Source organism: Dactylosporangium sp. NPDC005572 (assembly GCF_040605515.1).
Taxonomy (GTDB): Bacteria; Actinomycetota; Actinomycetes; order Mycobacteriales; family Micromonosporaceae; genus Dactylosporangium.
Genome location: NZ_JBEXCY010000282.1, coordinates 1 through 13,162, shown reverse-complemented (window position 1 = coordinate 13,162; position 13,162 = coordinate 1). Strand labels below are relative to the sequence as shown.

Below are 13,162 nucleotides of genomic sequence, written 5' to 3'. Positions count from 1 at the left end.
GGACACCCGCAAGATTGAACATCATGCACGCACCGATGTCAGCCCCAAATGAGACGCGGTCTTAGCCTCGATCCGGTGCCAGCTGGATTGCGTTGCGTTCGAGCCCGGCGAGCGCCTGCAGTCGCGACATGCGGACGTCGGCGGGCGCGGTGACCGCCTCCATGACTGCCTCGGCGGCCTCTATGCGGCCGGCGAGGTAGACGGTTGCGTGGATGAGCCCGGGTGGCACGGGGATCCGGGTGTCGTCGCCTGGTGTGAACAGGACCCGTCCGCCGGTGGTGTTGTCGACTTCGACTGCGCCGGAGGGGCAGTCGAAGGTGGCGTCGTGCCAGCCGTCCCAGCTTCCGGGTGGGGGAGTGGTCGGTGTGCTGTCCCAGACCTCGATCCGCAGTGCGATGCTGGCGACGTTTTGCTTGACAGCGATGCACAACTGCTGCGCGTTCGCGGCGACGATGTGGGTCATTGCGGCACGCCGTGCTGTGCCGTCGTCGATGTCGCCTGGAAGCATGCCACCGTTTTGCACACTGAGCACGTTGTAGTGGACGCGGATCGTGGCATCGTATGCAGCGGTCATCGGCATGCGCTTATCTTTCCTCCTTGGGTTGTGGAGCGGTGGCGGCCGAGGCTAGCGTATGCCCTCGGCCGCCGCGGCATTCAGGGGTCGATCCGGACCTTGAACGCATCCCCATCGATGATGCGGCTCTGGCCGTACAGGGTGCCGAGTCGACTGCCGGCAGTCTCGTTGTCGTTGTCGTGAATCAGTCGTGCCGAGTAGCGGTCATGGGTGCCGTAGAACTGTGTCTGCGTCAGCGAGCCTTCTCGGGTGCTCGCGAATGGAAACTCGTCGCACTGTGGTTGGGTTTCGCTCCAGCTGCCCCAGATGTCCGCGCAGGTGGCGATCGATTGGGCGCGGTTTACGCTCTGCAAGGTTTCGTCGACCAGTCGGTGCAGTTCGTTGGGTACGGACTTGCCGATGAAGCTTGGGAATGTGCGCTCGGGATGGTTCAGGGCGTCATGGATGTGCCGGGCGCTGTCGTCGACGGACGGGTCGGTGAGCGAGAGCGAGTATGTCGGCATGAAGTCGGGGAAGACTGCGCCGTTCGCTGGACTCATCCGTCGGCCGGTGTCGAACCGTGGCTTCGACTCGGCCACGTCGCCCAGCGTGGTCGGCCGGATCGGCAGCGCCCCGAGCCTGATGTCCAGGAACAGATCGGCGGGGACGGTCAGGTCTGGCAGCGCGCCGGTTCCGTTCGGCGATGACATCGTGAACCGGTACTCCGGGTCGGTGAACCATGACTGGATAGTGGCGTCGCGGTTGGTGGTGGTGCAGGCCAGGTCTGCGACGCCCGCGCAGCCGCGCCAGGACAGGGCGATGCGCTGGTTCGGCCAGTCGATGACGTTCGGCGGGATCGTGGACACGGTGATGTCCTCGATGCGCACCGTGTACGTGACCTGCCGGCTGCTGCTGCTCGCCCGGGCGAGCACCCACAGAAGAAAGCGCAATTCGCCTGCCGGCTGGCCGTTGTCGTCGCGGATGACGACGCCGCCGGATCGCTTGCGGACGCACTGCTGGAACCGGTCACTGAGCCAGCCGGTTCGGGTGCCAGCTACGTCGGCGTGTTGCGCGCAGGCGGCGCGCAGTGCGTCCTCCTCAGGTGTGAGCATCGGCTGGACAGTGCGCTGTGAACCACTGGATGTGGGACCGCGCGAGGCAGCGAATGAACCGAACGGAACGGGTTCGGCGTCGAGCCTCGGTGCGGTGCCGAGTGGTCGCATCGAGTAGCCGGCGTCGGCCACGGTGACGATGCCTGCGTGGGCCGGGGCGACCGTGATGGTGGCGGCGAGCGCGGCGATGACAGCAGCCGCAGCGAGACGTCGTAGCGTTGTGACGGTCGTGATCATCGGATCGCCGCCGTGAAGTTGGGGCATCGGTTGCTGGCGGAGATGTGGGTGAGATGCCGAGCGGCAGCGACGTAGACGAGCATGTGTCCTCTGTGATCGCGCGGTGTGGTGTGGCCCAGTTCCTGTCCGGTGAGGGTGTTGTGGACGACGAGCAGGACCGCGTTGCCGGGCAGCGTGGCGAGCTTGCCACGCTCATCTGCGGTGAGCCGGATGGTGCTGGCGGTCGTCGCGGTGACGGGGGCTGCGGCCGGGCAACCGGTCCGGTCCCGGGTCGCCGCCGTGGTGGCCACGGCACGTTGCGGTGAGCGCATGAGTGACCTCCGGCGTTCGTCGTAGCGGATTGCTGTTGGCCGGCCGGGGATGGTGCTCATGCCGCACCTGAACTGGCGACGTGGGGACATTGAGGTCCAAGGCAGGCGTAGAGCAGACGATGCGTCTTGGTGTTGAAGGCCATCTCGAATCCTTCGTATTCGGCGTCTGATCCGCCGCTGAGGCTGGAGACTGTGCCATGCCCAACAATCAACACAATGCCGATCGGCTCCTCCGGCTGGTCTAGGGGTGGCCTCGCGTAGGGCAGCGCACGGTCGTCCTCGGTCAGCACCTGATCTACGACCAGCGGCTTCTTTGATGTGCCTTTCTTGGGGGTGAGTAGTCGCAAGGCTGCTCGTTTGGCGTCGGCGACGGTCATCGGGGCTCGGCTGGCTAGCGTCCTGGCAGTTGCTGCAGGCGTCGCGTTGCAGTTCAGACGCTGCGCAATGCACTCGCGAAGCGCGGGTACCGCATTGAGGCAGTTGTCCGGCTGGGTGCGCAGACACTGCTGCAACGCGGTCTGATCAACGTTGTTGAGGCGGCCGGCTGCTGGCGCAGCTGTCGACGGACCGGCCGGGGACGCCTGTTTGGCAAGCGATCCGCCGGTTCCTGGCTTGCCGATCCGCAGATACGTCACTGTTGTCGGCGATGTTGCAGATGAGGTGCCGAGGCCGGTGGTCGCGCACCACGGTGCGAGGTTGTACTGGTCGTACAGGGGATCCTCGTCGGTGGGCAGAGCGCTGCAGCTCTTGGGCTCCGACCGGCTGGTCTCGCTCAGGTACGGCCTGCGCCAGACGTCGTTGCCGTCCAGCACCTGTACCCGATTCTCGAACGGCTCAGCGAGTGTGAAGGTGTTGGGGTAGACAAGGACATGTTCGCGAACGACCGGAACATGCGCGCGCCCTCTTGCAGGGTGGTGGTGCCGACCGGGTTGAAGTCGTACAACAGGTCCCACTGTTGGCCGTTTTCGTTGGCCATGATCATGTAGGTGTGGTTCTCGCCGTTGGGGATACCGTCACTGCTTCTGTCGACCACGTGGTAGATCTCGCGGCCCTGTCCCCACTCCAGCCAGTACGGTGTGTAGCCGGGGACGCCGGTGCCGGGATCGAAGCTGGTCTTCAAACTCGCAAACGGCTACCGCCGCGGCGTCCGACTGAGGCCGGTCCCCCGCCGCTGCTCGTACCAGCGGCCGCAGCGACGGCAGGGCGTCCGGAGGCGTTGCCAGTACAGGGGCCGATGAACTGCGCACACGCTCCACGCCAGGACTCGACATCGGTCTCCTCCTCGGAGAGCTGGCAGCTACGTCGCCGCTACGCCAGCCGGGACACGGTGCGGGGACACGAGGATCGAATCGGACCTGGTGTTCTCTGTGCAGGCTGGCGTTACCGGCAGCGGGCGGACAGGAAGCTCCACCACCGCAACTGCAGGTGCTTGGTGAAACCGAGGAACACAGCACCAAGTCCTCGCCCACCTCGACGGCGCATACTTCGGTCCCCGCGCGAGGCCGACCCTCGATTCGGCTGAACTGCTGTCGGACCCCTCCGGACACGGCCCTCTGCCGAGCGACGTTGACGTGAGCGTGATCGATCGGCGTCGCGGCCGGGCCGACGCCGATTGACCCTCAACTCTCGACAACGAAATGATCGAGGCATCCGCACATGCCGCGATCCGTTCGTCCCGGAGCGTCACGCCAAGTCGATGGAGCCGGCGTCCGGAAGCCGATGAGCGGATGTTCAGATGTCTACAGGCAGTCATCGAAGCGCGTGTCATAGGATCACGGGAGCGGAGCACCGGTCAGCTGGGAAGTTCATGTGCACGTGCTCGACGACCTCGATGGCCTGTCGCCAAGGGCGCAGTCATTCGTTCGCCGCGCTGGAATCCGGCGGCCAGATCAGACGCGACTGCCGACCGACTACCTGCAAGTGCCGGACCGGTCGGGACGGCTGATCGCGGCGCCCGTCGAGCTGATCGTCAGACGGGAAGGGTTCGCCGCCCGCTTCGGCGGGTTGCACTACGACGTGCGTCGTAGTGTCCGTATAGGCGATGAGCGCCACGATACGCTCCGCTGCTGGCAATTCGACCTCCTCGACGTGGTGCGGGCGGAGCACATGGGATGGTCCTTCGCATGGGACGGCGAGCACGTGTCGTCACCTGTGTCCTACCTCGTGCACACCGACGGCCGATTCGGGGTGAGCGCGGGTGGTCCGTTCCTCGAGGCGTCCCCCTTGATCAATCATCTGATCGAGGGGCATGCGCTCATGGATGAGCTGCACGACTGGGAGCCTGTGCCGCCCAGTTCGCTGGAAGCTTGGGTTCCCAACGACATGACCAACACGCACCTGCGCAAGCTCCTCGACACATTACCCATCGTGCCGGAGGCGTCGGGGCCGTGTAATCGATGGTGGCGCTCCGACCATCTCGCAATCCGTCTGTTCTACGGGTGGACCGGCAGACAACCACGCTCCACCGGAGTCATGATCTGGAGCCGCAACGGCCACATCTGATGGGCAGGTGACAGCACTCGTCCGCTCATGGCCGCGAAGTCGGCGTGCGCCTCGGCGTCGGCAAGGTCGACGCATGCTGACCTTGCACGCGGGACGTGACCGGGGCAAGAGGCATTGTGCGTGTAGTCCATGCTGGATCGCATGGGATCTTGGCCGGCGCTGACCGAGGAGCAGTACGCGGTGATCGTCACGGCGTACGACGAGGCCGCGATGGCGCACATCATGGATGAGTTCCGCGCCCGCCAGCGATGGGCCGAGACCGGCACCACGGAAACGCCGTCCGATCTCGACGTCGACGCGAAGCGGGCGATGATCCCGCACTTCGCCCAGGTCCTGGCCGACATCTGTCCGCGGCTGGGTCGATCTCTTCCGGGGCTATCCGACCACAGGCAGCGTCAGGCTCACCGCCGACGAGATAGGCGCGATCATCAACGAGCCGACGAGTTGGATCACCGAATTCGATGACTGGGAGGTCATCGGCCTCGCCACTGGTGACGAATGGGATCGGCTCACCGGTGCATGGGATCGGCTCCGCGGCTGAGCAGACGACGCACTCTCAGATGTGTGCTCATAGCCGCGACCTGCTGGCTGAGCATCTAGTGCGCGTCGCGCTGCGCGGGAAACTTCGGCCGGACGGTCCGGTCCAATCGGCGCCTTCAATCACCGACGAACAGCAGCGACCCGCGTTGGCGGGTGCAGTGCAGTGCCATCGCCCGCTTGCGCATCAGTCCACGATGCTCCGGTCCAGGCTGCGCGAGGGCCAGTAGCAGATCGATCTCACCGCCCAGCGGGTGGGCGTCGTCGCCCAGGTGTGCCCTGTGATCAGGATCAACGGGCCGAGCGCCGCTGCCGTGCGGCAATTGCGCTCGCGCCACCAGGAGTCACCCGGAGTCACCGAGAGGTCGGTTCCCGGCCCCTATCCACGTTGAGCCAGAGTCCCCAGGCCGGCTCGTCAGTCTCGTTAACGTAGAGGTGCGGGCGCGTCGAGTCGAAGCTCAGCGAGTCACCTGCGCGCACCACGTGCCGCCGGCCGCCGAGCACCAGAACAAGGCTGCCACTGACCAGGTACGCGTTCTCCTGGCCGTCGTGACGCATTGGGCTGCCGTCCGGCGAGCTCGAAGCGCCGGGCTGATACGTGACACGCACCGCGTCGACCGCGCCGGCGATCGAGGCTACCACCAGGTCCCAGGTGACGCCGCTCGCGATGTGCAGCCTCGGATGCCTCGCGGCCCGATGTACCACCTGTCGGCGCTCGGCCGACCGGCGTGGCCGTGCCTGCGGGTTGAGGCCGAGCACCTCGTCGAGGGAGAGGCCAAGGTTGTTGGCGAGGGCGTAGAGCGTGCTCACCGAGGGCTGGCTGCGGCCGTTCTCGATGTGCGAGATGAGCCCGGCCGTAACGCCGATCTGCTCGGCTAACTTGCGCAGGCTGATGCCCTGTCGCTGTCGTTCGGCCTTCAGCCGGGAACCGATCTCCACGTCCGCACCATAGTCCTTCGGGTATTGCCCAGGGTGGCCAAGATGTATAGCTTCACTATACGATTCGGTACTCGACCAAGGAGCGGACATGGCTGACCTGCGGATTGCTGTGCTGGGCACCGGCGCCAACGGCGCATCCATCGGCGCCGACCTGACCCGCGCCGGACACGACGTAACCTTCATCGAGCAATGGCCTGACCACGTCGAGGCGATGCGTGCTGCAGGCCTACGGGTGGAGATGCCCGACGAGACTGTCGAGACCGTGGTGCGGGCACACCACCTGTGCGAGGTAGCCACTATGCGGCACCACTTCGACGTGGTCTTCGTGCTCATGAAGGCCTATGACACACGCTGGGCCTGCGAACTGATCAAGCCGCTGGTGGCCGAGCACGGCCTGGTGGTGGGGCTGCAGAACGGGATGACCGTCGACACGATCGCCGACGTCGTCGGTGTCGAGCGGACGCTGGGCGCGGTCATCGAGGTCACCTCCGCGATGTTCACGCCCGGCGTGGTCGAGCGGCATACCCCGCCGGGCCGATCCTGGTTCGCCCTCGGCGGCCTGACCGCGACCGCCACTGCGCGAGCCCCGGAGATCGCCGCGATCCTCGGCGCCGCCGGTACGGTGGAGGTCGTCGACGACATTCGCTCGGCAAAATGGATGAAGCTCGTCGTCAACGCCGGCGAACTCGTGCCATCGGCGATCCTTGGTCTCACCATGCACGCCGCCGTGGCCACCCCGGGCATGCGCGACTTCATGCTGCGTGCCGGGCTCGAGGCCGCCGAGACCGCCGTGGCGGTCGGCAACCGCCTCGTGCCCATCTTCGGCCTCACCGGGCTCGACCTGGCCGACCCCGCCTCGTTTGTCGAGAGCCTCCTCGACTCGGTGATGCACGACTTCGCCCTGCCACACACCCGCACCACTGTGCTGCAGGACTGGATGAAAGGCCGGCGCAGCGAGGTCCACGAGATCAACGGACTCGTCGTCGACCTGCAACGCGCGCGTGGCGGCACGGCACCGGCCAACGAGGTAACCGTCGAAGTCGCCCGCCGGATCGAAGCCGGCGAGTTGGTGGCCGGGCCCGACAACCTCACACTGCTGACCCCCACCCTGGCCACGACGTCTCAGGAGTGAACGCGTCATGAAGACCGTCATCAAGCACGCGACAATCGCCACGATGGATCCCGTCATCGGCGAACTTCCCACAGGCGACATCCTCATCCAAGATGGCCGCATCGAGGCCGTCGAGCCGCAGATCGACACCGACGCGGAGATCATCGACGCGACCGGCATGATCGCCATTCCCGGTCTCATCGACACTCACCGGCACACCTGGCAGACCGCCCTGCGCGGCCTGCTCGCCGACGGCGTCATCCCCGACTACATCCGCGGAGTGCGGCTGCAGATGGCTCCGCGCTACCGCCCCGAGGACATGTACTGGGGAAACTACGCCGGCGCCCTCGACGCCCTCAACATGGGCGTCACCACCATCGTCGACTACTGCCACAACATCGTCACCCCCGACCACGCACATGAGGCGATTCGCGGCCTCCGCGACTCCGGCGTCCGTGCACTCTACGGACACGGCCTCTCACCGATCAACGAAAACACCTTCGCCGGCAGCGCGAGTGGGCAGGGGCAGGAGGCCAGCGCGTTCAAGCAGCGCCTCGCGACGGCCCGCGCTCTGCGCTCGGAATACTTCAGCAGCACCGACCAGCGGCTGACCTTTGGCATCTGCCCGCAGGAACTGCTCATCGCACCGCCCGAGGAAGTGGCCGAAGAGTTCGCCACCGCCCGCGAACTCAGCGCCCGGCTGGTGTTCCACGCCAACCAGGTATGCGTGCGACAGCTCTTCCACGATGTCGAACTGCTTCACGCCCGCGGGCTGCTCGGCCCCGACCTGCTCCTGGTGCACTGCACATTCAACACCAGGCACGAATGGGAACTGCTACGCGAGTACGGGGTGAGCGTGTCCGTCTGCCCGGAGACCGAGATGCAGATGGGCATGGGCTTTCCGGCGATCCGCGAGGCGACTGAATACACCGCTGGCCCCGGGATCGCCATCGACTGCGTCTCCGGCGCCGGTGGCGACCTCATTACCGAGGCGCGACTGGTGCTGCAAGCGGTGAGATGGCGCACAGACGAGCCCGGCTACAACAACTGGCTCGCACCGCAGCAGATCACCTGGACCACGCGCGAAGCGCTCACCTGGGCCACCATCAACGGCGCCCGCTGCGCCGGGCTCGAATCGGTGACGGGGTCATTGACACCCGGCAAGCGCGCCGACGTTGTCCTGCTCGACGCGCGGTCGATCAGCATGGCCGGCTGGAACCGCCTTGACCCAATCGGCGCGGTCGTCGCCCACATGAACGCCGGCAACGTGCACACCGTGCTCGTCGACGGCCAAGTGGTCAAGCGCGACGGCGCCCTGGTCCACGCCGACACAGCGGCCGCCATCGGCGGTCTCGAGTCATCCCGCGAATACCTGATGGCCAACGCCGAAGCGGAAGGAGGGTTCATACCGCAACCGCCGGTCGACATCCCGCTCTACCGCGAACATGCGTAAGAGCTCTTCTGGACACCACGGATCCTCACCGGATGCCCGGAGTCCGCCCACCACCGGTTGAAGCCCCGGGGCATTTGTCCTCAAAGGATCTTGGGTCGGGTTTCGGTGGACTCGACGATCGTGCGGCCGCATCAGCTGGGAGTGGCTCACGGGCGGTTCCCCGTTCGCTCCCCGACCGATGCCCGCGTGCGGCAGGTACCGATTCGGCTCGGTGCATGCTCAACGACCTCGTTGTCCGGACGCTGATCTGTAAACCCCTTTACTCGGCCGGTTTATGCTTTTGGTGACCTGGTAGAACGTGCTTGAGCACGTCGCTGGGGCCTTCAGCGACCCCCTGGGGGCCAAGGGGTCGTGGGTTCAAATCCCGCCGCCCCGACCAGCTGAGGGTTTCCGCAGGTCAGAGACTTGCGGGAGCCCTCTTTTCGTGTCTGAGCCGTTTGCCTGAGTCGAGCACGCCACTGCTGGACCCCTTGACTCGACGGGCGACGGAATTCCCTGCTCAAGATCGAAAAGCTCACCGACGGCCTTGCCCGGCTACCGGCGCGACTGGGACCGGACCCTGCGCGCCGCGAATTCTTGGGCTCTGATGTCGAAACGGCGCGCTGTCGCGCGAAGGACGGGTGCGGGCCGGAAAAGCCGGCCCACCACCAGGGGAGACCCGATGCGACGCATCATCGCTTCGACCTACACCACTGTCGACGGCTTCATCGACAACCCCCACGAGTGGTCGCTGGCATACAACGACCCGGCGGCCATGCGGTACGCCCTGGACCTGACGCTCGGCGCCGACGCGCTGATCCTGGGGCGCATCACCTACGAGGGCATGGCGCAGGCGTGGCCCAACATGGGTGGCAACCCGTACGCCGACCACGTCAACGCCATGCACAAGTACGTCGTCGCTTCCCAGCCGGTCGACACCAGAGCCTGGAACCCGACGACCGTCATCGCCGGCGCCGAGCTGCTGACCGCTGTCAAGGCACTCAAGGAGAACGATGGCACCGACATCCTGATCTGGGGCAACGGCCGGTTGACCGATGCACTCGCGGCGGCCGGCCTCCTCGACGAGTACAAGATCTGGACCTACCCGGTCCTCAAGGGCAGTGGCGAGCCGCTGTTCCGCGCCGAGAGCCGAACCGGCCTCCAGCACTTCGAGACCACCACCTTCGAGTCCGGGGTGGTTGTGTCGACCTACCGCGTCACCACCGCCTGAACAGGAGCACCGAGATGAGCGACGAGATGAGCCGAGACGTCACCGATTACCTCGCCAAGACTAAGAACTCCTAACACAATGATTATGCTGCGAGTCGTCGGTAGCAAATGATCGAGCAGGCCAGGCTCATGAACGCTTCCTGCATGTCGTCGCGGACTTCCCACCGCACCCGCAGCCGACGGAACCAGTGCAGCAGTGCCACGGTCTGCTGGACCACCCAACGATGTACGCCGAGACCGGAGCCGTGCGCGACGCCGCGGCGCCGCGCCGTCCCGGCCTATGCGGGTCGACCCGAGCGCTGACGACAGATGAGTCGGGAAGACGAGCAGCTCGGTGAGCGGATCGCAGCGATCGACGCCAAGCTCCCGGACGCGACTGCGAAAGAGAACGAGCGCGAACAGGAGTGGACCGCGGCCAGCGGGCGCGCCGCGAGCCACGCCAAGGATCTCCAGATCGCGCAATTGCGGTGGAGGGACACTCAGAAGTCCGAGAAGGACCACAGGGACTGCCTTGCCGAGAAGAGACGAGCGAGGGAACGCCTCCAGCTCGTCGCCTGGCACGAGCTGCTCCAAGCGGCCGAGAGGCACGGAGAGGACGCCAAGGACGACAACGCGCGCCCTCCGGCAACCCTGTACCGTGCCAAAACTGTGTTCGCCCGTGTGGGCTGGGGATTTGCGAGTGGATCAAGCGGCTCGGCGGTATTCGTTGATGGTGCCGCCGAGAACCCGTCGCCGGTGGATCGGCTTGTCGATCGCGATGACCACGCCGGGGTTGTGGTCGGGCCGATGCTGATCCAGGCTCTGGTGCGGCCGGTGCCGGTCGAAGTGGTCCTCATAGTCGTGGAGCACGGTGCGGGCGTGCTGTTCGTTGTAGATCAATACCCGGTCGGTGCACTCGGCCCGGACGGAGCGCACGAAGCGTTCCGCGAACGCGTTCGCCCGAGGTGTGCGTGGCGGAGTCTTCACGACCTCGATGCCTTCGGCGGCGAACACGGCGTCGAACGACGCGGTGAACTTGGTGTCGCGGTCACCCATCAGAAACCGAAACCGTGTCGTATGCTCGCCGAGGTCCATCACGAGATTGCGGGCTTGCTGGGTGGTCCAGGCAGCGGTCGGGTGTGCGGTGACGCCGAGGATGTGCACTCGCCGGGTCGTGATCTCCATGACGAACAGCACGTACAGGCGGCGCAGCGCGATGGTGTCGATGTGGAAGAAGTCGGTCGCCAGCAGCCCGGATGCCTGCGCGCGGAGGAATGTTCGCCAACTGGTGTCGATTTCACGTGGGGCGGGGCCGGCCCTGGATCGGGCGAGGATGCGGCGGATGGTGCCGGCGCCGACCCGGTGGCCGAGCCCGACGAGTTCGCCTTGGATGCGCCGGTGTCCCCAGCCGGCGTTCTCCCGGGCCAGGCGTAGGACGAGGGCACGGACGTCGTCGCTGATCGGTGGTCGTCCTGGCTGGTTCGGGTAGGTCCAGTGTCGGCGGACCAGTCGGCGGTGCCAGGCCAGCAGGGTGGCTGGGGTGACGATCCGATGTTTCCACTGTTCCCGCGGCAGCGCCCGGACCAGCGCGGACAACACCGCCCGTTCCGGCCACGACAGGCGCGGTCGACCGACCTGACGCCGTAGCACCGCCACCTCGTGACGCAGCACCAGCAACTCCGCGGCCATGGCGGGGTCGCTGCGTGTGGCCTGCGGCAGCCAACCGAACACCCGCACCGCACTCAGGTACAACAGGCGAACCAACACCCAGCCATCCTGCACCCCGCCACGAAACAGCAGCTCACGCCACGTGCGATGAGTATTGGCACGGTACAGGGTTACCGTCCCGGCCCAGGGCAGGGTTCAACGACATCGTGGGCTCTTGAGGGCAGTTGGTGTAGGAACCCTGTCCCTATCAAGAGCCCGCGCCTATCTCCGGCCGCCACGCCGCCAGCCACCTACCACAACCCCACACCGACGTTCCGAAACAGGCTCCATAGCGCTGCAGACCGTGCTCGGCTCTCACGGCGAGTGGTCGGTGGCCGACGACAGCGGCCCAGCCCAGGTGCCGGGCTGGGCTGCTCCGCCTGGCTCGCCGTCGGCCATGCATTCAAACGCGAGTACTGGTTGGCCTGGACTCGACGTGCACCTGGTGTAGTTCGGCGTTGATAGCCTTCCAGGTGATGTCGCCCGCCGGCAGGCGCCGGGCGTTGGCGCGCGCGGCTGCTGCGGCGATGCGCAGCGACTCCGTTACGTCGACGGCGGCCCCACTCAGCCGGTGCGCGGCGAAGCCGGCGAGGAACGCGTCGCCGCTGCCGACCGGCAGCGCGCTGGCGATCGGCTCATGCGTCACGGCGAGCTGGGTGCCGTCGTCGCCGATGTACTGTGCCCCGGAGGCGCCGTGAGTCACGACGACGGCACGAGCGCCCATCGTCCGTAGCGCGGACAGCGGATCGGTCGCGCCGTGCGTTGCGGCCGCCGCCTCGTGCGCGTTTACCTTGACCAGCGCTGGCCCGCGCCGCGCCGCCTCGATCAGCGCGGGACCGTCGGAGTCGACGACGACGGGCACCTCCCGAGTCGCGGCGAGGTCGACGATCTGGGCCAGCGTGTCGGCCGGCAGCCCGTGGGGGACCCGCCCGGACACCGCAAGCAGGTCGCCCGGCTTGAGCGCGGTGATCTCGTCGGCCAGCACGTCGCGGAGGACGGGCCAGACGGCTGGTGGTACAGGCCGGTTGGGCTCGTACACCTCGGTCAGCACGCCGGCGTCGTCGAGCAGGCACAGGCACTGCCGGGTCTCGACGCCGCTGTCGACGAACCGTACGTCCAGTTCGTCGGCGAGCGTCCGGACAATGCGGCCGGTCTCCCCGCCGACCAGGGACACCGAGCGGACCTGCACGCCGAGCCCTGCCGCCGCGCGGGCCGCGTTGAGGCCCTTGCCGCCGGCCCGGACCACGACCTCGCGGGGCCGGTTGATCGCGCCCAGCCGCATCTGCGGCAGCCACGCGTACCGGTCCAGCGATGTCGCCAGGCCGACGACGAGCAGGCGGCTCACCCGGCGAGCAGCGCGGGGTCGGGCACCACGGTCATCGGACCCTCGGTGCGGATCGCGGCGGCGGCGACGCGGACGCCGGCCCGGGCCGCCGCGACGGGGTCGGCGCCCGCGAGCGCCGGCACCCGCGCCAACCCCGCATCGATGACCGCGAGATCAAACCGGCCGCC

Annotated in this window: 13 protein-coding genes and 1 pseudogene; 5 read left to right on the top strand and 9 right to left on the bottom strand. The window is 66.9% G+C overall.

Going from position 1 to position 13,162, the window contains the following annotated elements; all coding sequences use genetic code 11:
* Positions 1 to 61 precede the first annotated feature (61 nt).
* The 5 genes from ABZS66_RS56225 to ABZS66_RS56205 all read right to left on the bottom strand — a co-directional run bounded on the left by ABZS66_RS56225 (position 62) and on the right by ABZS66_RS56205 (position 3,333).
* The gene (locus tag ABZS66_RS56225) at positions 62 to 580 is read right to left on the bottom strand and encodes a hypothetical protein (protein WP_354772310.1); all 519 of its coding nucleotides are present in this window, start codon (positions 578 to 580) and stop codon (positions 62 to 64) included.
* Between the two features lie 74 nt (positions 581 to 654).
* Positions 655 to 1,902: a NucA/NucB deoxyribonuclease domain-containing protein gene (locus tag ABZS66_RS56220; RefSeq protein WP_354772308.1), complete on the bottom strand. Its 1,248-nt coding sequence runs from the start codon at positions 1,900 to 1,902 to the stop codon at positions 655 to 657.
* Positions 1,899 to 2,192 (bottom strand): hypothetical protein, encoded by a 294-nt coding sequence (locus ABZS66_RS56215; RefSeq protein WP_354772306.1) that lies wholly within the window; start codon positions 2,190 to 2,192, stop codon positions 1,899 to 1,901. Before ABZS66_RS56215 ends, ABZS66_RS56220 begins: the two co-directional genes overlap by 4 nt.
* A 77-nt stretch (positions 2,193 to 2,269) precedes the next feature.
* Positions 2,270 to 3,025 (bottom strand): hypothetical protein, encoded by a 756-nt coding sequence (locus ABZS66_RS56210; RefSeq protein WP_354772304.1) that lies wholly within the window; start codon positions 3,023 to 3,025, stop codon positions 2,270 to 2,272.
* Complete coding sequence (locus tag ABZS66_RS56205; RefSeq protein WP_354772302.1) at positions 2,986 to 3,333, bottom strand: hypothetical protein; 348 nt, start codon at positions 3,331 to 3,333, stop codon at positions 2,986 to 2,988. The genes ABZS66_RS56210 and ABZS66_RS56205 overlap by 40 nt, the downstream gene beginning before the upstream one ends.
* 695 nt (positions 3,334 to 4,028) lie before the next feature.
* Here ABZS66_RS56205 and ABZS66_RS56200 point away from each other — a divergent pair.
* Both ABZS66_RS56200 and ABZS66_RS56195 read left to right on the top strand, forming a co-directional pair.
* On the top strand, positions 4,029 to 4,715 hold the full coding sequence (locus ABZS66_RS56200; RefSeq protein ID WP_354772300.1) for a hypothetical protein: 687 nt from the start codon (positions 4,029 to 4,031) through the stop codon (positions 4,713 to 4,715).
* 129 nt (positions 4,716 to 4,844) lie between these two features.
* Positions 4,845 to 5,180, top strand: a complete 336-nt coding sequence (locus ABZS66_RS56195) for a hypothetical protein (RefSeq protein WP_354772298.1) — start codon at positions 4,845 to 4,847, stop codon at positions 5,178 to 5,180.
* 426 nt (positions 5,181 to 5,606) lie between these two features.
* Here ABZS66_RS56195 and ABZS66_RS56190 read toward each other — a convergent pair whose 3' ends face one another.
* Complete coding sequence (locus ABZS66_RS56190; protein WP_354772296.1) at positions 5,607 to 6,191, bottom strand: cupin domain-containing protein; 585 nt, start codon at positions 6,189 to 6,191, stop codon at positions 5,607 to 5,609.
* Between the two features lie 88 nt (positions 6,192 to 6,279).
* On the opposite strand from ABZS66_RS56190, the gene ABZS66_RS56185 reads away from it, so the two are divergent.
* From ABZS66_RS56185 to ABZS66_RS56175, 3 genes are all read left to right on the top strand, one after another.
* On the top strand, positions 6,280 to 7,323 hold the full coding sequence (locus tag ABZS66_RS56185; protein WP_354772294.1) for a 2-dehydropantoate 2-reductase N-terminal domain-containing protein: 1,044 nt from the start codon (positions 6,280 to 6,282) through the stop codon (positions 7,321 to 7,323).
* A 7-nt stretch (positions 7,324 to 7,330) separates the two neighbouring features.
* Positions 7,331 to 8,755, top strand: a complete 1,425-nt coding sequence (locus ABZS66_RS56180) for an amidohydrolase family protein (protein WP_354772292.1) — start codon at positions 7,331 to 7,333, stop codon at positions 8,753 to 8,755.
* A 661-nt stretch (positions 8,756 to 9,416) separates the two neighbouring features.
* The gene (locus tag ABZS66_RS56175) at positions 9,417 to 9,965 is read left to right on the top strand and encodes a dihydrofolate reductase family protein (protein WP_354772290.1); all 549 of its coding nucleotides are present in this window, start codon (positions 9,417 to 9,419) and stop codon (positions 9,963 to 9,965) included.
* A gap of 82 nt (positions 9,966 to 10,047) precedes the next feature.
* Here the strand turns inward: ABZS66_RS56175 and ABZS66_RS56170 are convergent.
* From ABZS66_RS56170 to ABZS66_RS56160, 3 genes and pseudogenes are all read right to left on the bottom strand, one after another.
* A pseudogene (locus ABZS66_RS56170) lies at positions 10,048 to 10,212 on the bottom strand (IS5/IS1182 family transposase); the annotation flags it as partial.
* Positions 10,213 to 10,648: 436 nt separating this feature from the next.
* Positions 10,649 to 11,725, bottom strand: coding sequence for an integrase core domain-containing protein (locus ABZS66_RS56165; protein WP_354772288.1), 1,077 nt, complete (start codon positions 11,723 to 11,725; stop codon positions 10,649 to 10,651).
* Between the two features lie 328 nt (positions 11,726 to 12,053).
* Positions 12,054 to 12,995 (bottom strand): PfkB family carbohydrate kinase, encoded by a 942-nt coding sequence (locus ABZS66_RS56160; RefSeq protein WP_354772286.1) that lies wholly within the window; start codon positions 12,993 to 12,995, stop codon positions 12,054 to 12,056.
* Positions 12,996 to 13,162: the final 167 nt, after the last annotated feature.